The organism is Bradyrhizobium sp. 21 (genome assembly GCF_023073335.1).
In the GTDB taxonomy this organism is placed as follows: Bacteria; Pseudomonadota; Alphaproteobacteria; order Rhizobiales; family Xanthobacteraceae; genus Bradyrhizobium.
This window is the reverse complement of sequence record NZ_JADPJG010000012.1, coordinates 133,844-160,355: the sequence shown is the minus strand read 5'-3', so window position 1 is coordinate 160,355 and position 26,512 is coordinate 133,844. Positions and strand designations below refer to the sequence as shown.

Genomic DNA, 26,512 nt, shown 5'->3' with positions numbered 1-26,512 from the left:
CAGGAGCGGCCCGAGGTGCTGCAGCGCTTCGCCCGCCACTACCAGACCGGCGAGCCGTTGCCGGACGACCTGCTGCAACGGTTCCTCGCCGCGCGAAAATTCAACCAGGGCTTTGCCACGGTCGAGTTCGTCTCCTCGGCGCTGGTCGATCTCGAATTCCACACCCAGCCGGCCTCCGCCGCGCAAGATGTCCGCGCCTTCGAGAAGAAGGAGTTGGAGAAGATCGGCATGCCCGAGGAGATCTCGCTGCGCCACCGGCCCACGCAATTCGGCCATATCTTCATCGGCGATCATTATGCCGCGGGCTATTACAGCTACATGTGGTCGGAGGTGATGGACGCCGACGCCTTCGGTGCATTCGAGGAAGCCGGCGACATCTTCGATCCTGCGGTCGCAAAGCGCCTGCACGACGACATCTATTCGAGCGGCGGATCGGTCGATCCGGAAGCGGCCTACGAGGCCTTCCGCGGCCGTCCGCCGGAACCCGACGCGCTGCTCCGCCGTCGCGGCCTGCTCGACGACGCCAAGGCGGCCTGATCGGCATGCGTGCCCTGCTCAGATGGCTGCTCGCCGTCGGCCTGTCGCTGGCGGCAAGTGCGGCGAGTGCCCATCCGCATGTCTGGATCACCGCGACCAGCGATTTGCTTTACGCCGAGGACGGCACCATCACCGGCGTCCGCCACGCCTGGACCTTCGACGACATGTTCTCGGCCTATGCGGTGCAGGGGCTCGAAAGCAAGACCAAGGGCGCCTATACGCGCGAGGAGCTGGGGCCGCTGGCGCAGACCAATGTCGAGTCGCTGAAGGAATATGCCTATTTCACCTTTGCGCGAGCCGACGGCAAGAAGGAGCGATTCCAGGAGCCGGTCGACTACTTCCTCGACTACAAGGATACGGTGCTGACCCTGCACTTCACGTTGCCGCTGAAGAATCCGGTCAAGCCCAAGCAGCTGATGCTCGAAGTGTTCGACCGCTCCTTCTTCATCGACTTCCAGATGGCCAAGGACAATCCGGTCAAGCTGGTCGGCGCGCCCGCCGGCTGCCAGATGAAGCTGGATCGGCCTAGCGACGGCTCGGCGACCGCCCAGAAGCTCAACGAACAGACCTTCATGAACGGCGAGAACTCGAATTTTGGCATAATGTTCGCCAACAAGATCACGGTGGATTGCCCTTGATCGGTCGTCTTCACTCTCCGCTTGCACGCGCGCTGCTCGCCTGCACTGCGGTTCTCCTCGTCGTGGCCGTGGCCGATGCCGCACTTCACGATCTCCTCGCGCAAAACCCGTTCGGCGCACCGCGCCCTGCGCAGGCGGCCGAGCCCGAGGCCAGCGGCCTCATCGGCTGGCTCTTGGCAAAACAGTCGGAGTTCTATCGCCAGATGTCGGCGACCATCCGCGCCGCCAAGACCGACGGCTCGGCGGTGTGGACGCTGCTCTTCATCTCGTTCGCCTACGGCATCTTCCATGCCGCCGGCCCCGGCCACGGCAAGGCGGTGATCGCCTCCTATCTCGTTGCCAATCGTGAGACCGCCCGGCGCGGCATCGCCCTGTCGTTTGCATCCGCGCTGATGCAGTCGGTGGTAGCGATCCTGATCGTCGGCATCTCGGCCTGGGTGCTGAATGCGACGGCCAAGACCATGTGCAAGGCGGAAGGCGCGATCGAGATCGCGAGCTATGGCCTGATCGCGCTGTTCGGGTTGCGTCTGGTCTGGGTCAAGGGCGGCACTTTCATTCGTGCCCTCCAGGCAGCCCAGCCGGTGCCGGCGATCGCGGGCGCGCCGCATCACCATCATGATCACGGCCACCATCATCATGATGCGCACGATCATGGCCAGCACGATCACAGCCACGGCCACGCGCAGGCCCAACAGCACCACGGGCACGACCACGTCCACGACGAGCATTGCGGCCATTCCCATGGCCCGACGCCGAGCGAGCTCGCCGGCCCCGGCGGCTGGCGGCGCGGGTTTGCCGCGATCCTGACCGTCGGCATCCGTCCCTGCTCGGGCGCGATCCTGGTGCTGGTGTTCGCGCTGGCCCAGGGCCTGTTCTGGGCCGGCATCGCCGCGACCTTCCTGATGGGGCTCGGCACCGCGATCACGGTCGCCGCCATCGCCGTCGTCGCCGTCTCCGCCAAGGACATCGCCGCCCGCCTCAGCGCCGGGCGCGACGGCGGCGGCGCGCTCTTTATGCGCGGCATCGAGCTCGCTGCCGCCGCCCTCGTGCTGCTGTTCGGCGCGGGTTTGTTGCTCGGCTATATCGCGGCCGAACGGACGACGTGTTTTTGAGCCGAACTCTCGCGCCCCGGACACAGGGCAGCGTCCCTTCGACGATGCACTGCAGAGCCGGGACACGGTCCCTCACACCGGGAGAAACTGCTTCAACGCCGGCATGAAGAAGATCCCGAGATTGATCGCAAAACCGATGCTCCAGAGGATCGAGCGCAGCGTCGGGCGGTTGCCGAGATAGGTCAGCACATAGGCGATCCGTACGATCAGGAACAGCGCCGCGAGTTCGTCGATCAGGCGCTGCGGCGAATCCCTGTATTCGGCGAGCAGCACCGCGAAGGCGAAGAACGGAAAGGTCTCGATGCCGTTCTGGTGCGCGCCGAGCGCGCGTTGCGCGATGGCGTCCTCGAAGAAGGCAGGGTCGCGCGGCCGTGAATTGTCGAATCCGCCAAATCTGATCCATTTGATCGAGACGATCGTTATGAGATACAGCAGCAGCGCCCCGAGAACGCACCATTCCGCCAGCGTCATGGTTCTTCCCCCCTACGCTGACCCTAGCGAAACCGGCCCAATCTTGACAAGTTCGGAACAACGCGCGACGCAACGGATCATGATGACAATCGCCCCCACCGAGACCGCGGTGCCGGCCTCGCAGCCCGTCCCCTCGCGCGTCGGCGTGCTGCTGGTCAATCTCGGCACGCCCGATACCGCCGACGCGCGCGGCGTGCGGGTCTATTTGAAGGAATTCCTCTCGGACGCCCGCGTCATCGAGAATCAGGGCTTGATCTGGAAGGTGGTGCTGAACGGCATCATCCTGCGCACCCGCCCCCGCGCCAAGGCGCGCGACTATCTGAAGGTCTGGAACAACGAGAAGAACGAGTCGCCGCTGAAGACCATCACGCGCGCCCAGAGCGACAAGCTTGCAGCCGCATTGTCGGATCGCGACCACGTCGTGGTGGATTGGGCAATGCGCTACGGCAATCCCTCGATCAGATCGGGCGTCGATGCGCTGATTGCGAAGGGCTGCGATCGCATCCTTGCCGTACCTCTCTATCCGCAATATTCCGCCGCGACCTCGGCCACCGTCTGCGACGAGGTGTTTCGCGTGCTTGCGCGGCTGCGCGCGCAGCCGACCCTGCGGGTGACACCGCCTTACTATGAGGACGAAGCCTATATCGAGGCGCTCGCCACCTCGATCGAGACTCATCTGGCGAACTTGCCGTTCAAGCCGGAACTGATCGTCGCCTCCTTCCACGGTATGCCGAAGGCCTACGTGGACAAGGGAGATCCTTATCGGGGCCATTGCGTGGCCACGACCGAGGCGCTGCGGCGCCGGCTCGGCATGGACGAGACGAAACTGCTGCTGACGTTCCAGTCGCGCTTCGGATTCGACGAGTGGCTGCAGCCCTACACCGACAAGACCATGGAGCGTCTGGCGAAAGAGGGCGTGCGCCGCATCGCGGTGGTCACGCCCGGCTTTTCCGCCGACTGCCTGGAGACGCTGGAGGAGATCGCGCAGGAGAATGCCGAGATCTTCAAGCATAATGGTGGCGAGGAGTTTTCGGCGATCCCCTGTCTCAACGACAGCGATCCCGGCATGGATGTGATCCGGACGCTCGTGCTGCGCGAGCTTCAGGGCTGGATCTGATGGGCGCGCCATGAACCGCCGCGAGATTCTGGCGCTTCTTGGGATAACCGCGGCGCTGCCGGCCTCGGTGGTAGCGCAGCAGCCGACTGCGACGCGGCGGCTTGGCGTGCTCTCGGTCACCGCGGCCGACGATGCGATCGGGCAGACGCGCAGCGCCATCCTGGTCGAGGCGCTTGCCGGTCATGGCTGGAAGGAGCACGCTGGCCTCAACATCGATTGGCGCAACGGCAGCGGCGACCGCGCGCGCATCGCGCGGTTCGCCGACGAACTCGTGGCGCTCAAGCCCGACATCCTGCTCGCGGTCGGGACGCCCTCGGTGGAGGAGCTGCGCCGGCGCACCACGACGATCCCGATCGTGTTCGCCGTCGTCACCGATCCTGTCAGCCAGGGCTTTGTCGAGAATCTCGCCCATCCCGGCGGCAACATCACCGGCTTCACCGATTACGACGGTCCGCTCGCCGGCAAATGGCTGGAGATGCTGATGCAGGTCACGCCAAAACTGTCGCGTGTCTTCGTCGTCTACAATCCCGCCACCGCGCCGTTCGCGCCTCTGATGCTGCGTACGATCGAGGACGCTGGCCGCGCGCTCCATGTGACGGTGGAGCCGGCGCCGGTCCATGACGCGGCCTCGATCGCCGCGTTGGCCTCGCGAAAGGACGGCGGCCTGCTGGTGCTGCCGGACTTCTTCACTCTGGCCAACCGCGCGCTCCTTCTGGCCGCGATCGGGGAAGCGCGCGTGCCGGCGGTGTTCTGGAGCCGCACCTTCGTCGACGAGGGCGGGCTGATGTCCTACAGCACCGACAGCGCCGAGCAGATCCGCCGCGCCGCCTCCTATATCGATCGCATCCTCAGGGGCGCACAGGCAGCCGACCTTCCGGTCCAGAATCCCACCAAGTTCGAGCTGGCGATCAACCTGAAGACGGCCAAGGCGATCGGCGTCACGCTTCCGCCAAGCCTGCTCGCAACCGCGAACGACGTTATCGAGTAGGATTGGGTTGCGGCCGCCGGGCTGGCGGGATTCGTTAACGTTCGCCGCTAGGTCTGCGCCCGTACGCTTTCAAGAGCATCTCGCAAATACATAATCGCGACCATTCCCTCTCCTGACGTCTTGTGTAGAATCGCGCCGATGCCGAAATTATCCGCGACCGCTGAACCCATCGCTGAACCCTTTACTGAACCCTCCCCTGAACCCTTGGGGTCGTGATCCCGACCAATGACAGCGCGGGAAAGGGCTTTTTCCCGCCTTGGAGGAAATATGAGCGGTTTCGACATTTTCGCGATTGTTCTGGTGTTGCTCGTCATCGTCACGCTCGTCGCTGGCGTGAAGACGGTGCCGCAGGGCTATGACTGGACCATCGAGCGGTTCGGCAAATACACCCAGACGCTGAGCCCCGGGCTCAATCTGATCGTGCCCTATTTCGACCGGGTCGGGCGCAAGATCAACATGATGGAGCAGGTGATCAACATTCCCGAGCAGGAGGTGATCACCAAGGACAACGCCACCGTGACGGTGGACGGCGTTGCCTTCTTCCAGGTGTTCGATGCGGCCAAGGCGAGTTACGAGGTTTCCAATCTCGAGCAGGCGATCATCGTGCTGACCATGACCAACATCCGTTCGGTGATGGGTTCGATGGATCTCGACCAGGTGCTGTCGCACCGTGACGAGATCAACGAGCGCCTGCTGCGCGTGGTCGATGCCGCGGTCTCGCCCTGGGGCCTCAAGGTCAACCGCATCGAGATCAAGGACATCGTGCCGCCCGCTGACCTCGTCGAGGCCATGGGCCGGCAGATGAAGGCCGAGCGCGTCAAGCGCGCCGACATCCTCCAGGCCGAAGGTGCACGGCAATCCGAGATTTTGCGCGCCGAGGGTGCCAAGCAGGGGCAGATCCTCCAGGCGGAAGGCCGCCGCGAAGCCGCCTTCCGCGACGCCGAGGCGCGTGAGCGGTCGGCAGAAGCCGAGGCCAAGGCGACGCAAATGGTCAGCGAGGCCATCGCCAAAGGCGATGTGGCTGCGCTGAACTACTTCATCGCCGACAAATACATCAAGGCGTTCGGCCAGTTTGCGGATGCACCGAACCAGAAGATCATCATGCTGCCGATGGAGGCCGTGAGCTTGCTGGGCTCGCTCGCCGGCATCGGCGAGATCGCCAAGGCGACGTTCGGCGAAAGCGCTGCATCCGCTTCAGCCGCCGCCCGCCGCGGCTCGGTGCCATCGTCGGCGCCTACGCCGCCGGCGGTGCCGCCGCGGCAGGGATAGTCGCATGCCCCGGAAAAGTGGACGCCGGTTTTCCGATAAGGGCATGCGTCACTACAAAGAGGTCGTGTCATGACCGACATGTTCGTATCGCTCGGCACCTGGAACTGGCTGATCTTCGGCTTCGTCCTGATGGCGCTGGAGGTGCTGGCGCCGGGCGTCTTCCTGTTCTGGCTCGGACTCGCTGCGCTGCTGGTCGGCCTGATCTCGTTTGGCATTGCCGTGTCCTGGCAGATCCAGCTCGTGATGTTCGCGGTGTTCGCCGCAGCCGCGGTGCCGGTGTGGCGCCGGCTCGCGCGGCCGAACCTGGATGCGAGCGCCAGCCCGTTCCTCAACAAGCGCACCGAGGCGCTGTTAGGGCGCGAGTTCACGCTGGAAAAGCCGATCATCGACGGCAACGGCACCGTGCGCATCGGCGACACGGTTTGGCGCGTCGCCGGCCCGGATACGCCGGCGGGGACGCGGGTGAAGGTCGTGCAGGTGGATGGCGCGAACTTGACGGTGGCTGCGGCGTAGGCCACCGTCATTGCAATGACGAGCTTGCTGACGCGGCGCCGCTAGACTCTGGCACCGCTCTTGCTGCGCCACCTCTCCGCAAACCGGTGCAACGGCATGAACGTCTCGCGCAGCTCGCGCCCGAACGGCGTCAGCCCGTAACCGCCACCTTCGCCCAGCTCGACGAACCCCGCTTCGCGCAATTCCGTCAGCCGTGCTTGCAGCACCGTAGGCGAGGCCTCGTCGCAGGCTGTTCGCAATTCGCGCGAGGTGAGGGGCTCGTCGCGTAGTTCCCACAGGATACGCAGGCACCAGCGGCGGCCGAGCAGGTCGAGAAGCGCCATGATCGGCCGTCCGGTGCGTGAGCCGCGGACGTTCCCTGATGCAGCTTGTTTCGCCATTGTCGCCCCTTGCGTCTTGCTACAGATAATGTAGCGTGATGCTACAATAATTGTAGCAACGGAGACGGCCAGTGTCCCAGGCCACACCCCGCATCGCGCCACTCAACCCGCCTTATCCCCCGGAGATCCAGGCGCAGTTCGACCGCATCATGCGCGGTGCGCCGCCGCTGCTGCTGTTCCGGGTCATGGCGGGCCAGACCCGCGCCTGGGACAAGTTTCGCGCCGGCGGCCTGCTCGATCCGGGCCCGCTGTCTTTGCGTCAACGCGAAATCGTCATCGACCGCACCTGTGCGCTGAACAAATGCGAGTATGAATGGGGCGTGCATGCCGCGATTTTCGCCGGGCCTGCGAAGCTCACGAAGGAGGAGGTGCGGGCCACAGTGCAGGGCGACGCGACGTCGTCGTGCTGGTCGCCGGCCGAGCAGGCGTTGATCGCGGCGGTGGACGCGCTGCATCATCGCGCGACGCTCGACGACGCGGAGTTCGCCGGGCTGTCGGCGCACTATGACGAGGCGCAGATCCTGGAGATCATGTTGCTGTGCGGCTTCTATCGCACCGTGTCGTATCTGGCGAACGGGCTGCGGTTGCCGCTGGAGGAGAGCGCGGCAAGATTTCCGGCGTAGCTTTCAATCCCTCATCCTGGGGAGCGCGTCTTCGCGCGTCTCGAAGGATGGAGGCCCGGCTGGTGGCCTCGCCCTTCGAGACGCGCGCGGAGGGCGCGCTCCTCAGGGTGAGGGTCTTCTGATGCTTCGCTGCGCTCGCAATGACGAGTGGAGAGCGCCTTACGCCACGCCCGCGCGCAACAGATCGTGCAGATGCACGATGCCGACCACCTTGTCCGCCTCGGTCACGATCAGCGTCGTGATCTTGCGGGTGTTGAGCACCTCGATCATCTCGGTCGCGAGCATCGAGGGCGGCACGGTCTTCGGCTGCCTGGTCATGATGTCGTCGACCGCCACCGTCAGCAGGTCGGGCCGCATGTGACGGCGGAGGTCGCCGTCGGTGATGATGCCCGCAACCCCGCCGGAATCATCGACGATGCAGACGCAGCCGAGTCCCTTGGCCGACATCTCCATCACCGCGTCCGACATTTTTGTGCCGAGCGGCTTGAGCGGAATCTCGGCGCCGGTGCGCATGTAGTCGCGGACGAATTTCAGCATCGCGCCCAGCTTGCCGCCGGGGTGGAAATGCGCGAACTCCAGCGCAGTGAAGCCGCGGCCTTCGAGCAGCGCGATCGCAATGGCATCGCCGATCGCGACCTGCATCATGGTCGAGGTGGTCGGCGCCAGATTGTGCGGGCAGGCCTCGCGCGCCTTCGGCAGCTCGATCACGATGTCGGCGGCCTGTCCCAGCGAGGATGCCGCGCTCGACGTCACCGCGATCATGGGGATCGCGAAGCGCGCGGAATAGTTCACCAGCGTCTTCATCTCCGGCTGTTCGCCGGACCAGGACAGCGCCATGATGACGTCGTCGGTGGTGATCATGCCGAGGTCGCCATGGGCGGCTTCGGCGGTGTGCACGAAGAAGGCGGGCGTGCCGGTCGAGGCCAGCGTCGCCGCGATCTTGCGGCCCATATGGCCCGATTTGCCGAGGCCGGTGACGATGACGCGGCCCTTGGCGTTGCGGATCAGATCGACCGCCTTGGCGAAGCTCGCGCCCAGCGGGCCGCGCAGGGCGGCGGCGAGCGCGTTGATGCCGCCGCTCTCGGTCTCCAGCGTGCGGAGTGCGGATTCGACGCTGTCGGGGATGGGGCCGGATGATTGGGTCATCAGCGGTTTCGAACTCGGCATGTTCTGGTCCAGGGAGGAGGGACGTTCGCCCGTTGACGTCTGCTTAGCATGCCGCGGCCTTCGAGGCGACGAGGGCGTCCCAGCCCTCAACCGGTCGTTAACCATAATTGTTTTAACTCCATTAACGATGGTCTCCGTCAGTCGGTCGGCGGCCATCGCGAAAGTGTTTGATTTCGTTGGAGTTCTTCCATCGTGGGGTCGTCTCCAGGCACGAGCCGGAGCAAACGCGCGCATCTCCTGCGCGCTGCTTTGCCGTGTCTTGCGCTGACGGCCTTGGGAAGTTTGCCGGCAACCGCCCAGAGCCTCACCCCCGACCTGTTCAATCCCAGCCGCGGCGGTTTCGCCTCGCCCGACACGCTGCCGACGCGCCGCACCGCGGGCGTGCCGCAGGCACCGTCGGATGCGCTGCCGGTGCTGCCCGATCCCAACGCCGATCTGCGCAAGCGCCAGCAGACGCCAGCGCGCGCGGGCCAGAACCCGACCAACCCAAACCCGACCAACCAGGTCCCGATCTACGGCCTGCCCGCGGCCAATGGCGCCAGCGCCTCCGGCTACGATTCGCTCAACCGCAAGCGACAGCAGCCCAAGCTCTATCCCGGACAGCCGAAGCCGAAGCGTCCGGTCGGTCCCGGCTCGCCGGTGCCGCCGGCAACACCGGATCGGACGCTCGGCCCGCCGCGCATCGCGCCGCCGCCGTCCGAGACCGCGCACAAGACGCCGGTGCCGCCGGCGATGGCCGGCAACGTGCCCGGCCAGCCGCTGCGCCGCCGGCTCAAGCTCGACGAGGATCCGTTCGGCGCCGTCGGCGACTATGCCGGCAGCTTCCTGATCAAGGGCGGGCTCGAGCTCTCGACCGGCTACGACACCAACCCGGCGCGCCTCAACAAGCCGGTCGGCTCGCCGGCCTATGTGGTCGCGCCAGACCTTCTCGTGATGTCCGATTGGGAGCGCCACGCGCTGGTCGCCGATTTGCGCGGCTCGTTCTCGGGCTACACCAACAACATGCCGGCCACGATCGACGGCTTTGCCTCGCCCTCGCCGGTCGAGGTCGATCGTCCCGATTTCAACGGCCATGTCGACGGCCGCTTCGACGTCAACCGCGATCTCAAGCTGACGTCGCAGTTCCGGCTGCGGCTCGCCACCGACAATCCCGGCAGCCCGAACGTGCAGGCCGGCCTGCAGAAATATCCGGTTTACGCCACCTATGGCGGCACCGTCGGCTTCGACCAGACCTTCAATCGCTTCCAGGTCGCCGCCGGCGCCACCGTGGATCGCACCGCCTACACCAATTCCAAGCTCACCGATGGCTCGAGCTTCAGCAACGACGACCGCGACTTCAACCAGTATGGCGGCGTCGGGCGCTTCTCCTACGAGCTCAAGCCGGGGCTGAAGCCGTTCGTCGAGATCCAGGGCGACACCCGCGTGCACGACCAGCCAGCCGATCGCAACGGCTACTTGCGCGATTCAAACGGCGGTTATGCCAAGGTCGGCTCGTCCTTCGAGTTCTCGCGCATCCTCACCGGCGAGGTCTCGGTCGGCTATTCCGCGCGCAACTATACCGACCCGCGCCTCAGCCAGCTCGCGGGCTTCCTCACCTCGGGTTCGCTGATCTGGAATGCCAGCGGCCTCACCACGGTGAAATTCGTCACCGACACGCAGATCGCCGAGACCACCATCCCCGGCTCCTCCGGCGTGCTGGTGCGCACCTATGGAGCCGAAGTCGACCACGACTTCCGCCGCTGGCTCACCGCAGTTGGCAAGTTCACCTACGGCACGCTCGACTACCAGGGCCAGAACCGCAACGACAAGACCTACTCGCTCGAAGGCAATCTGATCTACAAGCTCAACCGCAACATCTGGATCAAGGGCACGCTACGTCACGACATCCTGGATTCGAACCAGCCGGGATCGAGCTCGCAGGCGACGGTGGTGATGGTCGGGGTGAGGCTGCAGAATTAAGGTAGCCGTCTTCCTCTCAGGTCTTTTGCGGTGCGGCATTTCGTGTCGAGGCAGGAAGATACTCTCAATCAGTAAGCTTCTAGTAGCTGGCCTATATTGCAGACTTCCGCTACTTTGGCGAGCATAGTGCGAGGCTGCGGACCTATCTTTGTGTGGAGAGGGTATGAGACTTGAGAAAGTTCAGATTAAAAATTTTCGTTCTATTCAGAGTGTAGATTTAGAGCTGACTCCTAGTTGCCGAATCCTTGTAGGTATAAACGAGTCTGGTAAATCCAATATCCTGCGCGCCATTTCGTCACTTGGGGATTTTACTCCTTCAAAGTCAGATGACGTTCGAGAGCCCGCGCCAGGAGAAGGTCCGATCGAAGAATCTTTTGTTAGATTCTGTTTTGCATTGGAGAAAGAAGAAGTTGAAAAGCTCATCGGGATCGTTTCAAACTCTATCTTTGCTACCAATTTGACCCGTGGTGCGATCGCTACTTTTAAGGGCAAGCCGCTTTCTCTGAATGCCTTTGTTCAATCAAGAAGTACGGGCCTCTATGAAGCTGACTTGCTGAACGAGGAAAAAAACTCAAAATATTGGACGATCGGAAGTGAATTCGCATTAGCAGAGGGATGGAGTCGCCCTTCTAAGGCCAGTCCCGATGACCATTACGTTACACGAAGAGATGGGACGAAAGTCCGGTTAAAGAACTTGCGGCTCCTTAGAGCTGCCGATTGTCCGCAGGCGGTTGAGTGGCTCGAGCCTGCCGATATCGGTGACCTTGAATCTCTTGTAGGAGGAGCTCTAGCTAGTCAGATCAAAGCAAATCTTCCTGAGGTGCTGTTTTGGCAATATACTGAACAGAACCTTTTGCCCGGCTCCATCAATCTTGACGGATTTATCGCCGACCCCACTTCCTGCCTGCCCCTCATGAATATGTTCGCACTTGCGGACATAGATGACATACCCGAGGCGGTTGCTAAGGCCCGAGCAGGATCGCGAAACACGCTCCACAATTTCTTTTCTAACATTGCGAGCAAGACTACTGCGCACTTTCGGAGTGTCTGGAAAGAACACAAGTCGATTGAATTCGAATTGGTCCCAGATGGAGCTGAATTGATCGCTGGCGTGCGGGAGAAAAACCGGTTTGACTTCGCGAAGAGAAGTGACGGTTTCAAGAGGTTTGTAAGCTTTCTCCTGCTTATTTCTGCAAAGGTGAAGAGCGGTGATCTATCGGATACGGTCCTGCTTATTGATGAGCCTGACATTAGCTTGCATCCATCAGGAGCGCGGTTTCTTCGCGATGAGCTAATAGAAATATCGAAGACAAATACGGTGGTGTACAGCACTCACTCAATCTTTATGATCGATCGAGAGAATGTGGGTCGCCACATAATCGTAACTAAACAGCACGAGAAGACCCGGCTTTCAGAGGCGAATGAATCGAACGTCGTAGATGAAGAGGTTCTATTCAACGCAGTTGGCTACTCCATTTTTGAAAGTCTTCGGAAGAAAAATTTGGTCTTCGAGGGCTGGCGCGACAAGCATCTATTTCAGGTCGCGATAACGCGGATGCCTAAATCTGCGGTCTCGGCAGCGAGGATTCTAGCAGAAGTCGGCGTCTGTCATGCAAAAGGCGTCAAGGATATCAGAAATATTACCCCGATGATGGAGTTGGCAAATCGCTACTGCTTGATCATCAGTGATGGCGATGGTCCAGCCCGGGAAAGGCAGCGAGACCACGTTGAGAGCCGTGGATATGGCCTCTGGAAGCGATACGACGAGGTCTTGGATGCCGAGCAGGCGATCGGCATCGTAACGAGCGAAGATTTTCTAGAGATCGCTGCGTTCAAGCCGGGCTTGCAAGACGCTCGCGATCGACTAGGGATTACCGACTTTGACGACCAGAAATGGGGCGGCCCGCAGGGATCGCTTTATGCCATAGGCGAGTGGCTTAGAGCGGGAAACGTAGGGAAAGATATCCGCGAGAAGGAAATTCAGCGTATCAAAAAGGCGGTTTGGGATGAACTCAGCGCGCGAGATATTCGTGAGCTGTACTACACTTACCTCGTTAAGCTCGCTGCAGATGTAAAAGGTATGAAATAGAGATCGCCAGAATCTGGACGCCGTCGAAGCACCTGCGAGCGTTCGCGCCGGATCGCCCGCATTCCCGGACAATGACAGATCGTAAGACTGACAGCAGAGCCGAGCAGCTACCGCGGCAGATCCGTCTTCCCCATCAAGAACGTGTCGATCGACCTTGCGCACAGCCGCCCTTCGCGGATGGCCCAGACCACCAGCGACTGTCCCCGCCGCATGTCGCCGGCGGTAAACACGTTCGGGCGCGAGGTCTGGTAGTCCAGCGTATTGGCCTTGACGTTGCCGCGAGGGTCGAGGTCGACCGAGAGCAGCTTGAGCAAGCCCTCGTGCACGGGATGGACGAAGCCCATGGCGAGCAAGACCAGGTCGGCGTCGAGCTCGAACTCGGTGCCGGCGATCGGCTTGAACTTGTCGTCGACGCGGACGCAGTGCAGCTTCTTGACTTGGCCGTTCTCGCCGGAAAACTTCTGCGTCAGCACCGCGAATTCGCGGATCGCGCCTTCGGCCTGGCTGGAGGAGGTGCGCATCTTCAGCGGCCAGTTCGGCCAGGTCAGGCCCTTGTTCTCGTGCTCGGGCGGGGCCGGCATGATCTCGATCTGGGTCACCGAGAGCGCGCCCTGGCGCAGCGAGGTGCCGATGCAGTCGGAGCCGGTGTCGCCGCCGCCGATGACGACGACATGCTTGCCGCCGGCCAAAATCTCCGTGACGCCGCCGAGCGGCTCCTCGGAGATGCGGCGATTCTGCTGCGGCAGGAAATCCATCGCGTAGTGGATGCCTTGGAGATCGCGGCCGGGGATCGGCAGGTCGCGCGGGGCTTCCGCGCCGCCGGTCAGGGCCACGGCGTCGTACTCGTTGAGCATCTCGCGCGGATCGACATTGCCGTCAGCGCCGACATGGCTGTTGTAGTGGAAGGTGACGCCTTCGCCTTCCATCTGCGTGACGCGGCGGTCGATGACGTTCTTTTCCATCTTGAAGTCGGGAATGCCGTAACGCAGCAGTCCGCCGGCCTTGGCGAACTTCTCGAACAGATGCACGTCGTGGCCGGCGCGCGCGAGTTGCTGCGCGCAGGCCATGCCGGCCGGACCCGAGCCGACCACAGCGACCTTCTTGCCCGTCTTGACGGACGCGACCTCAGGCTTCAGCCAGCCATTGTCCCAGGCGCGGTCGACGATCGCGCATTCGATGGTCTTGATGGTGACGGGGTTGTCGTCGATGTTGAGCGTGCAGGACGCCTCGCACGGCGCCGGGCAGATGCGTCCCGTGAACTCCGGGAAATTGTTGGTCGAATGCAGATTGCGCGAGGCCTCTTCCCAGTTGCCCTGATAGACGAGGTCGTTGAAGTCGGGGATCTGGTTGTTGACCGGGCAGCCGGGCGTGCCGGGCGCGACCGAGCCGGTGCCGTGGCAATAGGGAATGCCGCAGTTCATGCAGCGCGCGGCCTGGTCGCGCGTTTCCTTCTCGGAGAGGGGAACGACGAACTCGCCAAAATGCTTCACGCGCTCGGCGACCGGGGTGTACTTGCGGTCGTGCCGTTCGATTTCGAGAAAACCCGTGATCTTGCCCATTAAACCCGAAGTCCCTGCCGCTTAAATTCGTTCTGTTTCTCTCTCCCCTCATCCTGAGGAGCGGCGCGCTTGGCGCCGCGTCTCGAAGGATGAAGGCCCCGCTGGTGGTTTTCATGGTTCGAGACGCGCTTCGCGCTCCTCACCATGAGGCTTTCTTATCTACGCCCCGATCGCGATTTTCGGCTCGGCGTCCGCGTTGGCGACCATTTCGCGCAGCGCACGCCGGTACTCGACCGGCATCACCTTGCGGAATTTGGGCAGCCATTCCTTCCAGTTGGCGAGGATGTCGGCGGCGCGCTTGGAGCCGGTCGCCTTCGCATGGCGCGTGATCAGGACGTGCAGCCGCTCGACGTCGGACGAAAGCAGGTTCTTGAACACGTCGACCCGGCCGTGCGCCTCGAGGTCACCCGAGTGGTGATAGGTGCCTGCGTTGATCAGCTCTTCCGACAGCACCGGCTCGAGTTCGACCATCGCCATGTTGCACAGCCTTTCGAAGTCGCCGGTCTCGTCCAGCACGTAGGCGATGCCGCCGGACATGCCGGCCGCGAAGTTGCGTCCGGTCTTGCCGAGCACGACCACGATGCCGCCGGTCATGTATTCGCAGCAATGATCGCCAGCGCCCTCGACCACCGCCACGGCGCCGGAATTGCGCACGGCAAAACGCTCGCCGGCGATGCCGCGGAAGTAGCACTCGCCCTGGATCGCGCCGTACATCACGGTGTTGCCGACGATGATGCTCTCTTCCGGCACGATGCCGCTGTTGGCCGGCGGCTTGACGATGATCTTGCCGCCCGACAGGCCCTTGCCGACATAGTCATTGCCTTCACCCTCGAGCTCGAAGGTGACGCCGTTGGCAAGCCACGCGCCGAATGCCTGGCCGGCGGTGCCCTTGAGGCTGACATGGATGGTGTCTTGCGGCAGGCCGGCATGGCCGTAGATCTTGGCGATCGCGCCCGACAGCATCGCGCCCGCAGAGCGGTTGGTGCTGTTGATCGTGGCCTCGATCTTCACCGGCGCGCCGCGGTCGAGCGCAGGCCTCGCCTTCTCGATCAGCATGCGGTCGAGCACGGCTTCCAGATGATGGTTCTGGCGCTCGGAGTGATAGATCTTCTGGCCCTTCTCTTCCTTCTGCTTGACGAACAGCTTCGAGAAGTCGAGGCCCTTGGCCTTCCAATGCGCGACCAGCTTGGTCTGGTCGAGCAGCTGCACCTGGCCGATCATCTCGTTGAAGGTGCGGAAGCCGAGGCTCGCCATGATCTCGCGGACTTCTTCCGCAACGAAGAAGAAGTAGTTGATCACGTGTTCGGGCTGGCCGGTAAAGCGCTTGCGCAGGATCGGGTCCTGGGTCGCGACGCCGACCGGGCAGGTGTTGAGATGGCACTTGCGCATCATGATGCAGCCTGCCGCGATCAGCGGCGCGGTGGCGAAGCCGAACTCGTCGGCGCCGAGAAGCGCGCCGATCACGACGTCCCGGCCGGTGCGGAAGCCGCCGTCGACCTGGACCACGATGCGGCTGCGTAGCCGCTCGCGCACCAGCGTCTGGTGCGTCTCGGCAAGGCCGATTTCCCAGGGCGAGCCGGCATGCTTGATCGAGGTCAGCGGCGATGCGCCAGTGCCGCCCTCGAAGCCCGCAATGGTGACATGGTCCGCGCGTGCCTTGGCGACGCCCGCGGCCACGGTGCCGACGCCGATCTCCGAGACGAGCTTGACCGAGACCGCGCCGTCCGGGTTGACGTTCTTGAGGTCGTAGATGAGCTGCGCCAGATCCTCGATCGAGTAGATGTCGTGGTGTGGCGGCGGCGAGATCAGGCCGACACCGGGCGTCGAGTGACGAACCTTGGCGATGGTCGCGTCGACCTTGTGGCCGGGCAGCTGACCGCCTTCGCCGGGCTTGGCACCCTGCGCCATCTTGATCTGCATCATGTCGGAGTTGACGAGATACTCCGTGGTGACGCCGAAGCGGCCCGAGGCGACCTGCTTGATCGCCGAACGCATGCTGTCGCCGTTCGGCATCGGCTTGAAGCGGTCGGATTCCTCGCCGCCTTCGCCGGTGTTCGACTTGCCGCCGATCCGGTTCATGGCGATCGCGAGCGTGGTGTGCGCCTCGCGCGAGATCGAGCCGAAGCTCATCGCGCCCGTGGCGAAACGCTTGACAATGTCCTTGGCCGACTCGACCTGGTCGAGGGCGATAGGCTTGCGCTTCTCTTCGTCCGCGTTCTTGATCCGGAACAGGCCGCGCAGCGTCAACAGACGCTCCGACTGCTCGTTGAGGATTTTTGCGAAGGCGCGGTAGCGGTCCAGCGAATTGCCGCGCGCGGCGTGCTGGAGCAGCCCCACCGACTCGGCGGTCCATGCATGGTCCTCGCCACGGCTGCGGTAGGCATATTCGCCGCCGACGTCGAGCGCGGTCTTGTAGACCAGCGCATCGCCGAACGCGTCGGCATGGCGGCGCACGGCCTCTTCCGCGATCTCGGCGAGACCGACGCCCTCGACGCGGGTGTGCGTGCCGGCGAAGAACTTTCCGACGAACTCCGCCTTCAGGCCGATGGCGTCAAAGATCTGCGCGCCGCAATAGGACTGGTAGGTCGAGATGCCCATCTTGGACATCACCTTCAGCAGGCCCTTGCCGATCGACTTGATGTAGCGCTTGACGATCTCGTAGTCGTCGAGCGAGCCGGGCAGGCGGTCCTTCATCGCGATGATGGTTTCGAACGCCAGATACGGATTGATCGCTTCCGCGCCGTAGCCCGCAAGGCACGCGAAGTGATGCACTTCGCGCGGCTCGCCGGATTCGACGACGAGGCCGACCGAGGTGCGCAGCCCCGTGCGGATCAGATGATGATGCACGGACGCACAAGCCAGCAGCGACGGGATCGGCACGCGGTCGGTACCGACCATGCGGTCGGACAGGATGATGATGTTGACGCCTTCACGCACTGCGCTCTCGGCGCGCGCGCAGAGCTCGTCGAGCACCTGGTCCATGCCGGCCGCGCCGAGGCCGGCGTGGAAGGTGGTGTCCAGCGTGCGCGACTTGAAGTGCGATTCAGCGACGTCCGAGATCGAGCGGATCTTTTCGAGGTCCGCATCGGTCAGGATCGGCTGGCGCGCTTCGAGACGCTTGGTGGTGGCGAGGCCTTGCAGGTCGAACAGGTTCGGCCGCGGTCCGATGATCGAGACCAGGCTCATCACCAATTCCTCGCGGATCGGGTCGATCGGCGGGTTGGTGACCTGCGCAAAATTCTGCTTGAAATAGGTGAACAGCGGCTTGGCCTTGTCCGACAGCGCCGAGATCGGCGTGTCGTTGCCCATCGAGCCCGCGGCTTCCTCGCCAATGGAGGCCATCGGCGTCATCAGGATCGAGATGTCTTCCTGGCTGTAGCCGAACGCCTGCTGGCGATCGAGCAGCGACAAATTGGAGCGCACGCCGGTGGTCGGCACCTTCGGCAGCTCTTCCAGCACGATCTGGGTCCGCTCCAGCCACTGCTTGTAGGGATGGCTCCTGGCGAGCTCGGCCTTGATCTCGTCGTCGGGAATCAGGCGGCCCTGTTCGAGGTCGACCAGCAGCATCTTGCCGGGCTGGAGCCGCCACTTGGTGATGATCTGGTCTTCCGGGATCGTCAGCACGCCCATCTCGGACGCCATCACGATGCGGTCGTCCCTGGTCACGAGATAGCGCGCGGGCCGCAGGCCGTTGCGGTCGAGCGTGGCGCCGATTTGGCGGCCGTCGGTGAAGGCGATCGCGGCGGGGCCGTCCCACGGCTCCATCAGGGCTGCATGATATTCGTAGAAGGCGCGGCGGGTCTCATCCATCAGCGGATTGCCGGCCCACGCCTCCGGAATCATCATCATGACGGCGTGCGGCAGCGAGTAGCCGCCCTGCACCAGGAATTCGAGCGCGTTGTCGAAGCAGGCGGTGTCCGACTGACCTTCATAGGAGATCGGCCAGAGCCGGTTGATGTCCTTGCCGTAGAGGTCCGAGCTCACGGACGCCTGGCGCGCCGCCATCCAGTTGACGTTGCCGCGCAACGTGTTGATCTCGCCGTTATGCGCGATCATGCGGTAGGGATGCGCCAGCGACCAGGCCGGGAAGGTGTTGGTGGAGAAGCGCTGATGCACCAGCGCCAGCGCGCTCTCGAAGTCCGCCTCGTGCAGATCGGGATAGTACTTGCCGAGCTGGTCGGCGAGGAACATGCCCTTGTAGATCACGGTGCGGCACGACATCGAGCAGGGGTAATAGCCCGCAAGGCCGCGGTCGCGGCGCTGGTAGATCGCCTGCGAGATCGACTTGCGCAGGATGTAGAGCCGACGCTCGAACTCGTCCTCGGTCTTGGCGGTGCCGTTGCGGCCGATGAACACCTGCATGCAGGCCGGTTCGGTCGGCTTCACGGTGACGCCGAGCGAGGAATTGTCGGTCGGCACGTCGCGCCAGCCGAGCAGGGTCAGGCCCTCTTCCTTGATCTGGTCGGCAATGATGCTCTTGATGACGTTGCGCCAGGCGGTGTCGCGCGGCATGAACAACGCGCCGATGGCGTATTCGCCGGGCGCAGGCAGCGCGAAGCCGTTTTCTTTGGCCTTGCGGCTGAAGAAGGCGTGCGGGATCTGCACCAGGATGCCGGCGCCGTCACCGGCGCGCGGGTCGGCGCCGACTGCGCCGCGATGCTCGAGGTTGCAGAGGATGCTGAGCGCGTCGGCGACGATCTCGTGCGACTTCTTGCCCTTGATGTTGGCGATGAAGCCGACGCCGCAGGAATCCTTTTCCAGGCTCGGATCGTAGAGGCCTTCGGCCGGCGGACGCGAATTGTGTTCCTGAATCGGATCGGTCGTTTTCGAGGCGACCGTCGCCGACAGTTCTTCTGCCACGATGTTTGCGCGCTCGAATTGCGACCCGTTCATGGTTCTGTCCTCTCCATGCGGCAAGCTGCCTCACCGCTATCATCGGCGCACCTTGGGCGTTCCGCGGCACCCGCCTCTGGGTCACCGCTCGTCCGCTGCGAGCCGCATTTTCTTAAATTCAGGCCAAGAATTCAGACCAAGGCGTTCTTCGTCCCCGAGAACGGCTTTGCCTGTTGCCTTCCTGGCGCTCGAAAGCACCAACTTTCGTTGCAATCCCTATGCCGGAACCGCAAGCAAAATTGAGACAGTCTACCTGTCCTAACCATCACCTTGCCAAACTTTTGTCTATCACACAAGCGCGCGCAAGTCCCGATTCCCGATCTGTCAATCAATCGCTTTCCGAAAGTTGCGCGGCCCCGATTTTGAAGCAAACGCGCCCTGATCCGGCCCACGCGCCGCCGAAATCCCCAATGATGCTTCGGATCGGCCCTTCGAAAGGTGCGCCACGCCGCAAGAAGCGAAAGAGCGCGAGCCATCCGGGGCCTGACAGGAGCGTGTCGACCATGAAGTTTTTCACAGGATGTTTGGCCGCTGCCACGCTGGCGCTGGCTGCAACCGCGGCGCAGGCGCAAGTTCCAGCGAATGGTATCAGGAGCGGGACCGCTATCGCGGTGTCGGATTTCGGCGGACCCTATGGTCCATCGGATGCCTCGCCTCCACCGCCGCCGCGTTACGGCCAAGGCTCCCCTTATGGCTACGGCTATGGCTACGAAGAGCGTGGCCCTGCGCCGGCACTGCTGCCGTCAACCGAGGTCTATGCGGTGCTGCGCGAAAACGGCTTCTCGCCGCTCGGCATCCCGCGCCTGCGCGGCAGCGTCTACACCATCGCGGTGATCGACCGCCGCGGCGAAGACGGCCGGCTCGTGATCGACGCCCGCGACGGGAGAATTTTGCGCTTCATGCCGTCCGCCGACGCCTACGGCATGGCGCCGGCCTACGAGCAGCCCGCGGTTGCGCCTTACCGCCCGCAAAGCGCGCTGCCGCCGCCGACCATGGTCCGTGGCGGCCCGCCGCGTCCGCCCGCGCCGATCCCGCATGTCGCCAGCCGCAATGTGCCGCTGCCGAAGGCCGCGCCCCCGCACGAGGCGCGGGTCGCCGCCAAGCCGGCCGAGCCTGCGACGCCGCAGGCGGCGCAGCCTCAGCCAGCGCAGCCATCACAGCAGACGGCTGCCGTCCAGCCCAAGCCGGCCGACACCGCGCCGCAAGTTGTCGCCGCCCCAACGGTAGGTCAGGCTAAGGCCGCGCCGACGATCCTTCCGACGCAAGAGATGCCAGCCGCACAAGGGTTGGACTAGGAAACCTGCGCGTCACACCAACGGTGTCCTCCTGGCGAAAGCCAGGACCCATACCGCGAGGTCTGTCGATTGTGCGTGGTGTGAGTACCGGATTGCTAGTCTTCGCCAAACATCCCCTTGGGGTAATGGGTCCTGGCCTTCGCCAGGACGACGTTGGGGAGAGAGTTAGCCAGACAAAAGGCGCCTGAGCATTCAGGCGCCTTTTGCATCCCTGTAACCGCCGCTCAGCTGCGCGGATACCCCGCAGCTTCCAGGATCAGATTTGCGACCTCCTTCGGATGCGACACCAGCGAGAGGTGGCCGGCCTCGAGCTCGACCGTGGTTGCGTTCATGCGCTTGGCGAGGAAGCGCTCGAGATCGGGATTGATGGTGTAGTCGTTCTTCGAGACCGCGTACCAGCTCGGCTTGGCGTGCCATGCCGCCTCCGTGGTGCGACCGGCGAAGATCGAGGCCGCAGTCGGCCATTGCACCGCATAGAGCTCCTTGGCCTGCTCCGGCTTCACGCCATTGGCGAAATACTTCAGGAAGGCGTCTTCCGACAGCTTTGTGTAGCCGTCGTGCTCGACGATGCCGGCGCGCACCGGGCCGGTCGGAAATTGCTTCGACAGGGCGACGAAATCCTCGTTGGCATCGGGTGCGCGGGCGGCAACATAGACGAGTCCCGTGACCTTCGGGTCGGTGCCGACCTGGCTGATCACGGTGCCACCCCAGGAATGCGCGACCAGCACGGTCGGACCATCCTGTTCGGCCAGCGCGCGCTTCGTCGCCTCGACGGACTCCGACAGCGACGACAGCGGATTCTGCACGGCAGTCACGTGCAGGCCTGCGGCCTGGAGGATTGGGATCACCTCCGACCAGCTCGAGCCGTCGGCCCAGGCGCCGTGCACCAGCACGACATTCTTGGCCTTTACGCTCTGCGAAGTCTGGGCGTGAGCAAGGCTGAGGGGGGCCGCCAGCAGGCTCGCGGCGACGAAAAGGCTGCGCCAGAAAGTCATGATCGTTCTCCGTCTTGTTTTGGGCTCGATATCCACAGGACGAGGCACAGGGCGGTAGCGTTACGCCGTTTCACGGCTCTGTGATGCGGCGCAACAGCCCCAGCAACGCAGTTCAGCAATCGGTGACGTCCTGGCGAAGACCCAGACCATCACCTGAGGGAAGGTATGGCAGATCCGTCGTTCGGTATTTCTTCCGCGCACGATTGATAGATATCGCGGCAGGGGTTCCCCGGCCTCCGCCGGGACGACAACCGGGACCAGGAGGGCCAAACAAAAAAACGCCCCGGGGCACCGGGGCGCTTTCGCAACTTGGTGGCTGTCGATGTACTTAGGCGGCGACCGAGTTCTCGATCACCTGCGCCTTCGGCGCGCTGGTGTTGATCACGATCTGACGCGGCTTCTTGGCCTCGGGAATCTCGCGCACAAGGTCGACGTGAAGCAGCCCGTTTTCGAGCGAGGCGTCCTTCACCTGCACGAAATCGGCAAGCTGGAAGGCGCGCTCGAAGGCCCGCGCGGCGATGCCGCGGTAGAGCACTTCGGCCTTCGAGTTCTCGTTTGCGACTTTCTCGCCCTTGATCGTCAGCGTGTTTTCCTTCGCGACGATGGAGAGCTCATCCCTGGCGAAGCCCGAGACCGCAACGGTGATGCGGTAGTCGTTCTCGCCGGTACGCTCGATGTTGTAGGGGGGATAACCGGGGCTGCCGTCCGAACCGGCCTGGTCGAGCAGGTTGAAGAGGCGGTCGAAGCCGACGGTGGAACGGTAGAACGGGGTGAGGTCGTAGGTACGCATGGTCAAGTCCTCCATTGAGCGACTGTTTCAAGTAACCCGCCCGCCTATCGGGCCGGGCTTTAGTCTGTGTGCAGCCTGATGTTCCGGTTCCGAAACACTGGTAGCGGCCTGCACCATGGTGATATGGGTTTTGGGGAACGGCGTTCAAGAGGGCGGCAAGTTGCGCCTTTTTGACGCTCCCGCCCCTTCATTTGCAGCACTTCGCGCCCAAGCACTTCCAATCATGACGCTGGTCTCGATTCCGTCCAATCCCGTTCCCGAAGACGTCGTCAGCGGCACCATCAAGACGCCCGATGGCGCCGAGCTGCGCTTTGCGCGCTGGGCACCGCCGGCGAACCGCAAGGGCACGGTCTGCGTCTTCACCGGACGCAGCGAGCAGATCGAGAAATATTTCGAGACCGTGCGCGACTTGCGCGACCGCGGCTTTGCGGTGGCGATGATCGACTGGCGCGGGCAGGGCCACTCCTCGCGCCGGCTGCGCGATCCGCGCAAGGGCTACGTGCGCGACTTCGCCGAGTTCGAGATCGACGTCGAGACCTTCGTGCAGCAGGTGGTGCTGCCGGATTGTCCGCCGCCGTTCTTCGCGCTGGCCCATTCCATGGGGGGCACGGTGATGCTGCGGGTGGCGCATGCCGGCAAGCGCTGGTTCGACCGCATGGTGCTGTCGGCGCCGATGATCGATCTGCCCGGCCGGGCCACCTCGTTTCCGGCGCGGGCGCTGTTGAAGACGATGCGTATGATGGGAATGGGCGGCCGCTACGTCCCCGGCGGCACCGACCACATCACCGGGCTCAATCCCTTCATCAACAATCCGCTGACCAGCGATCCCGTGCGCTACGCGCGCAATGCCGCGATCCTGGAGGAGGATCCGACGCTGGGGCTGGCGTCACCGACGGTCGCCTGGGCCGATACCGCCTTCCGCGCGATGCACACCTTCAAGGGCAAGGACTACCCCTCCGAGATCCGCCAGCCGATCCTGATGCTGGCGGCCTCCAGCGACGCCGTGGTCTCGACCGCGGCGATCGAGGAGTTCGCCTATCATCTGCGCGCCGGCTCCCATCTCGTGATCGCCGGCGCCAAGCACGAGATCCTCCAGGAGCAGGACCGCTACCGCTCGCAGTTCTGGGCTGCCTTCGACGCCTTCGTGCCGGGCACGCCGCTGTTCAAGTGAGGGGACAGTGAGAGTGCGCTGCCTCGCCCGTTCTTACGGGCGAGGCAAGAAAACGACCTCACAGCGTCTTCAGATACTCGATCAGATCGTAGCGCTCGTTGTCGTCCTTCAACACGCGGCCGATCACGCCGTCGCGTTTCGGCTCGCCCTCCTTGCGCTCGAAGGAATGGCCGAGCACGCTGTTGCCCTGGACCGGATCCTTCTCCGACCCCGCCGAGAACTGCGTTTCGCCCGTTTTGCAGCGCTCGTCGGTGCCGACCGCAAAGCCGACGGTCACGGGATCATAGTCGCGGCGGCCCATGCAGAATGTCTGCGGGCGCTCGCTCGCCGGCTTCAGCAACCAGTAGAGAGACGGCACCGAACCATTGTGCAGATAGGGCGCGGTGGCCCAGATGCCGTTCAGTGGTCGCGCGCGATAGCGTGCTCCCCCCACCGGATTGAGGCAGTTCTTGCGCGCGAGATTCCACAATTTCGCCCGCTCGGCCTCCGGGGTCTTCTCATCGTCCATCCACTTGCGGGCGACGAGGTCGACCACCGTCATGAGCCCGAGCGCATACACCATCTCGGTCGGCGAGCTCGCGGTCGAGACGTCGCATTGCCACCATTTCTGGAGGTCGGCCGTATTCACCTTCAGGAAGCCGGGCATATCGACGATCCTGTTGCTGAGCACGAGCGACTGCTCGGGATCCGTGTTGATCTCCTTGAGGGGGATCGTGACCGCGTTCAGCACCTTGCTGTCGCCGCTTGGCTCCCAATGTCCCGACGACCAGAAGGCGGGGGTGTCGACGGCCGGCAAATGGCATCCGGAACACATCTCGGCGTAGATCTTGCGGCCCCTCTCGGCCTTGTCCTTGTCGATCCTCCAGGCGTCGCCGAGGATCTGCGAGGGCCATTTCGGCGACAGCAGGCCGCCGAACTTCGGCTCGGCCGTCTTGAACGGATCGGGGCCCCTCAGCATATCCTCGATCCAGCCGAGCGTGTTGATGTGAACCGAGGACCGCCACAGCCGATCCTCCGGATAGGCGTCGGACAGGTTGAGCAGGGCGGTCACGCCGAGCGCTTCGCCGGCGTTGCGAATCAGCGGCTGCTCGATCGAGGCGTCGTATTGGGCGAACTTGAACCACGGCACGGTCCAGATCGGGGGGTAGCTGACCGGGGCATCCTCGGCATGCAGATTCTTCTCGAACCCCTTGAGCCCGCTCAGCGCGAGATCCTGCGAGAACACCTGATTGCCGATGCGATTGAGAGCGTCGAGGCGGCCGAACCCTTCCTCGGTGTCCTGCTGCTGCCTGCCGTTCCAGGTCTTCTTGCCTTCAATCGTCTTTTGCTGGGTTTTCGCCCAGTCGATCAGGAAGCCGCCGATCGCGCCGAGCTTCTGCTTGAGTGCATCGCGGTCCGTCTTGCTGGCGTCGGGGCCAAGCACGCGATCGGCGAAGCGCTGGAAGCGGAACGGGACGTAGAGCGTGTAGGCGATCGACAGGCCGGTGGAGAGCTCGAGCTTCTTCAGGTCGGTCATGGCCGGCCCGCCGTCGAAGCGGACGTCGATGCCCTGGTAATGGATCTGGCCGGTATGACAGGCCGCGCAAGTCAGCCCGATCTTGTCCTGCTCCTGGCGGCCGGTCGCGGGATCGGTGACGCCGGTCATCCGTGCGAAGCCGACCGGCAGGCCGTCGACGTTCTCCGCCGGCGTCCACCTGGTCGACCAGTCCGGCACTTGCGTCGTCTCGTAGACATTGGCGTAACCGTAGCGGCGCAGCGTCGTCGTGTCGGTCTGGATCGACTGCGGGCTCGGGATGAAGCCGAAGCGCTCCAGATAGGCGCTGTCCTTCATCATGCCGGGCCGCGAGAACAGATGCAGACGCGGCTGCTCCAGTGCCATGAACCATTCATAGGGTACCGGGAAGGTCGCGGTGCCCTGGCTGGCATGGTGAAACCAGTGCCGGTCCTTGAGCGACCAGTTCTGCTCGAGCCAGAAGGCGGCCTTCGTCTCGGGGACCGTGGGAAGGGGTGGCGGCAGGAGATTCACCAGGATGCCCTTTTGCGGCAGCATGGCGCGGACCTGGTTGGGGAATTCGGCGACGGCAACGAGCAAGACGAGACCGAGGGCGACGAGCAGTGCCGCCAACTTGAGGGCGCCCCGCACCACGCGCTGGCAGGTCGACAGCACCGGCTGCGATACGAGCCGCTGGTTGATGCGAGCTGGGAATTGGCGCTCGTTGCACAGCGTGCGCACGTCGGCCACGCTGAGATAGCGGTCCTCACCCTCGCCCTTGCCCACGATCTTCAGGAGGATCGGCCATTCGAACTTCATCAGCAGGGGGTAGTACCAGCGCGCGGCGCTGCCGGCGCGCTTGAGGTTGTCGCCCATGAAGACGCCGATTTCCGAGGCGTTGAGACCCGGCTCGGAGCCGCCGCCGTTCGGATCCTGATAATTCCGGCCGAAGCTCGCAAACCGCGCGAGCTCGCCCTCATCGACCTTGCCGTCGACGCCGAGGATGCGCGAGCCGGCGCCGAGCTTGTCCAGCGGGCCGCCACGCAGCGCGTCGAGCTGCGCGCCCGAGAAGATGCTCTTGAAGATGTGACCGAGACCGTTGGCGATGAGCGCGACCCCGCGGACCTGGATGCGGGCGAAGGCCTTCTTCAGCCCGGTCTCGCCGCTCGCATTCGCGATCGTTTGCGACAGCGTGCCAAGCGGGACGGTCCCGCCGTCGACAAAACCTTCGCCGACGAGGCCGCGCAGGAATGGACAGGGATTGTCCGGCGAGACTGCGATCGAGGGGTCGAAGGGGGGCTTCGAAGCGAGGTCATGCATGGCCCAAAATCCTGAAAACAGCTAATCGTGAAATACAGACGCGCGATCAAGCGCGGAAAGTGCTAACAAACCGGCGGTGCATTATGCTACTTCAGCGTGTAGCGAAGTGTGGCTGAATTCACTCTCGTGTCAAT

General features: G+C 63.7%; 20 protein-coding genes. 12 read left to right on the top strand and 8 right to left on the bottom strand.

Features of this window, described 5'->3' with window-relative positions:
* From IVB31_RS14600 to IVB31_RS14590, 3 genes are all read left to right on the top strand, one after another.
* On the top strand, positions 1-537 hold a 537-nt coding region (locus tag IVB31_RS14600; RefSeq protein ID WP_247323262.1), incomplete at its 5' end, for a M3 family metallopeptidase.
* A gap of 5 nt (positions 538-542) precedes the next feature.
* Positions 543-1,175, top strand: a complete 633-nt coding sequence (locus IVB31_RS14595; protein WP_247323260.1) for a DUF1007 family protein — start codon at positions 543-545, stop codon at positions 1,173-1,175.
* Entirely contained in the window at positions 1,175-2,287 is a 1,113-nt protein-coding gene (locus IVB31_RS14590; protein ID WP_247323697.1) for a nickel/cobalt transporter, read from the top strand. Before IVB31_RS14595 ends, IVB31_RS14590 begins: the two co-directional genes overlap by 1 nt.
* 72 nt (positions 2,288-2,359) lie before the next feature.
* On the opposite strand, the gene IVB31_RS14585 is transcribed toward IVB31_RS14590, so the two are convergent.
* Positions 2,360-2,758: an MAPEG family protein gene (locus IVB31_RS14585; RefSeq protein WP_247323258.1), complete on the bottom strand. Its 399-nt coding sequence runs from the start codon at positions 2,756-2,758 to the stop codon at positions 2,360-2,362.
* Positions 2,759-2,837: 79 nt separating this feature from the next.
* Between IVB31_RS14585 and hemH the strand changes: the two genes are divergently transcribed.
* From hemH to IVB31_RS14565, 4 genes are all read left to right on the top strand, one after another.
* Positions 2,838-3,875 (top strand): ferrochelatase, encoded by a 1,038-nt coding sequence (hemH, locus tag IVB31_RS14580; RefSeq protein ID WP_247323255.1) that lies wholly within the window; start codon positions 2,838-2,840, stop codon positions 3,873-3,875.
* 10 nt (positions 3,876-3,885) lie between these two features.
* Positions 3,886-4,863, top strand: a complete 978-nt coding sequence (locus IVB31_RS14575; RefSeq protein ID WP_247323254.1) for an ABC transporter substrate-binding protein — start codon at positions 3,886-3,888, stop codon at positions 4,861-4,863.
* Between the two features lie 267 nt (positions 4,864-5,130).
* A complete protein-coding gene (locus IVB31_RS14570) occupies positions 5,131-6,132 on the top strand; it encodes an SPFH domain-containing protein (protein ID WP_247323251.1) in 1,002 nt (333 codons plus the stop codon).
* A gap of 69 nt (positions 6,133-6,201) precedes the next feature.
* Positions 6,202-6,645 (top strand): NfeD family protein, encoded by a 444-nt coding sequence (locus tag IVB31_RS14565; RefSeq protein ID WP_247323249.1) that lies wholly within the window; start codon positions 6,202-6,204, stop codon positions 6,643-6,645.
* Positions 6,646-6,686: 41 nt separating this feature from the next.
* On the opposite strand, the gene IVB31_RS14560 is transcribed toward IVB31_RS14565, so the two are convergent.
* A complete protein-coding gene (locus IVB31_RS14560; RefSeq protein ID WP_247323247.1) occupies positions 6,687-7,025 on the bottom strand; it encodes a winged helix-turn-helix transcriptional regulator in 339 nt (112 codons plus the stop codon).
* A gap of 71 nt (positions 7,026-7,096) precedes the next feature.
* Between IVB31_RS14560 and IVB31_RS14555 the strand changes: the two genes are divergently transcribed.
* A complete protein-coding gene (locus IVB31_RS14555; protein ID WP_247323245.1) occupies positions 7,097-7,648 on the top strand; it encodes a carboxymuconolactone decarboxylase family protein in 552 nt (183 codons plus the stop codon).
* Positions 7,649-7,807: 159 nt separating this feature from the next.
* Here IVB31_RS14555 and IVB31_RS14550 read toward each other — a convergent pair whose 3' ends face one another.
* A complete protein-coding gene (locus IVB31_RS14550) occupies positions 7,808-8,815 on the bottom strand; it encodes a KpsF/GutQ family sugar-phosphate isomerase (RefSeq protein ID WP_247323243.1) in 1,008 nt (335 codons plus the stop codon).
* A gap of 192 nt (positions 8,816-9,007) precedes the next feature.
* Here IVB31_RS14550 and IVB31_RS14545 point away from each other — a divergent pair, with 192 nt between their 5' ends.
* Together IVB31_RS14545 and IVB31_RS14540 are read left to right on the top strand one after the other, a co-directional pair.
* The gene (locus IVB31_RS14545; protein WP_247323241.1) at positions 9,008-10,774 is read left to right on the top strand and encodes an outer membrane beta-barrel protein; all 1,767 of its coding nucleotides are present in this window, start codon (positions 9,008-9,010) and stop codon (positions 10,772-10,774) included.
* A gap of 163 nt (positions 10,775-10,937) precedes the next feature.
* Entirely contained in the window at positions 10,938-12,863 is a 1,926-nt protein-coding gene (locus IVB31_RS14540; RefSeq protein ID WP_247323240.1) for an AAA family ATPase, read from the top strand.
* A gap of 107 nt (positions 12,864-12,970) precedes the next feature.
* On the opposite strand, the gene IVB31_RS14535 is transcribed toward IVB31_RS14540, so the two are convergent.
* Positions 12,971-14,422: a glutamate synthase subunit beta gene (locus IVB31_RS14535; protein WP_247323239.1), complete on the bottom strand. Its 1,452-nt coding sequence runs from the start codon at positions 14,420-14,422 to the stop codon at positions 12,971-12,973.
* A 159-nt stretch (positions 14,423-14,581) separates the two neighbouring features.
* Positions 14,582-19,315: a glutamate synthase large subunit gene (gene gltB / locus IVB31_RS14530; protein WP_247323238.1), complete on the bottom strand. Its 4,734-nt coding sequence runs from the start codon at positions 19,313-19,315 to the stop codon at positions 14,582-14,584.
* Positions 19,316-19,818: 503 nt separating this feature from the next.
* On the opposite strand from gltB, the gene IVB31_RS14525 reads away from it, so the two are divergent.
* On the top strand, positions 19,819-20,610 hold the full coding sequence (locus IVB31_RS14525; RefSeq protein ID WP_247323237.1) for a hypothetical protein: 792 nt from the start codon (positions 19,819-19,821) through the stop codon (positions 20,608-20,610).
* A 224-nt stretch (positions 20,611-20,834) separates the two neighbouring features.
* Here the strand turns inward: IVB31_RS14525 and IVB31_RS14520 are convergent, their stop codons facing one another.
* Together IVB31_RS14520 and IVB31_RS14515 are read right to left on the bottom strand one after the other, a co-directional pair.
* Positions 20,835-21,605: an alpha/beta hydrolase gene (locus IVB31_RS14520; RefSeq protein ID WP_247323236.1), complete on the bottom strand. Its 771-nt coding sequence runs from the start codon at positions 21,603-21,605 to the stop codon at positions 20,835-20,837.
* 328 nt (positions 21,606-21,933) lie between these two features.
* A complete protein-coding gene (locus tag IVB31_RS14515) occupies positions 21,934-22,395 on the bottom strand; it encodes an Hsp20 family protein (RefSeq protein ID WP_247323235.1) in 462 nt (153 codons plus the stop codon).
* A gap of 223 nt (positions 22,396-22,618) precedes the next feature.
* Here IVB31_RS14515 and IVB31_RS14510 point away from each other — a divergent pair, with 223 nt between their 5' ends.
* Positions 22,619-23,566 (top strand): alpha/beta hydrolase, encoded by a 948-nt coding sequence (locus tag IVB31_RS14510; protein ID WP_247323234.1) that lies wholly within the window; start codon positions 22,619-22,621, stop codon positions 23,564-23,566.
* Between the two features lie 58 nt (positions 23,567-23,624).
* Here IVB31_RS14510 and IVB31_RS14505 read toward each other — a convergent pair whose 3' ends face one another.
* Entirely contained in the window at positions 23,625-26,378 is a 2,754-nt protein-coding gene (locus tag IVB31_RS14505) for a di-heme-cytochrome C peroxidase (RefSeq protein WP_247323233.1), read from the bottom strand.
* Between the last annotated feature and the right edge of the window lie 134 nt (positions 26,379-26,512).